Origin of the sequence: Streptococcus sp. HMSC034E03, from assembly GCF_001811505.1 — a bacterium.
GTDB lineage: Bacteria > Bacillota > Bacilli > Lactobacillales > Streptococcaceae > Streptococcus.
The window spans coordinates 1-252 of record NZ_KV804948.1 but is presented as its reverse complement, the minus strand read 5'-3'; the positions used below and the strand labels follow the sequence as shown (position 1 = coordinate 252).

The 252-nt window shown below is 54.4% G+C and carries 3 tRNA genes; all 3 read left to right on the top strand.

Annotation, left to right across the window (positions count from 1 at the left end):
* Position 1 precedes the first annotated feature (1 nt).
* The 3 genes from HMPREF2805_RS01115 (at position 2) to HMPREF2805_RS01105 (ending at position 251) form a co-directional block, all read left to right on the top strand.
* Positions 2 to 91, top strand: a tRNA-Ser gene (locus HMPREF2805_RS01115).
* Positions 92 to 101: 10 nt separating this feature from the next.
* Positions 102 to 175 (top strand) — tRNA-Met (locus HMPREF2805_RS01110).
* A gap of 3 nt (positions 176 to 178) precedes the next feature.
* A tRNA-Phe gene (locus tag HMPREF2805_RS01105) sits at positions 179 to 251 on the top strand.
* Position 252 lies beyond the last annotated feature (1 nt).

The following is a 252-nucleotide window of genomic DNA, read 5'->3' as shown; positions in this document are numbered from 1 at the left end:
TGGAGGATTACCCAAGTCCGGCTGAAGGGAACGGTCTTGAAAACCGTCAGGCGTGTAAAAGCGTGCGTGGGTTCGAATCCCACATCCTCCTTTATTATTAACGCGGGATGGAGCAGCTCGGTAGCTCGTCGGGCTCATAACCCGAAGGTCGTAGGTTCAAATCCTGCTCCCGCAATAAGGCTCGGTAGCTCAGTTGGTAGAGCAATGGATTGAAGCTCCATGTGTCGGCGGTTCGATTCCGTCTCGCGCCAT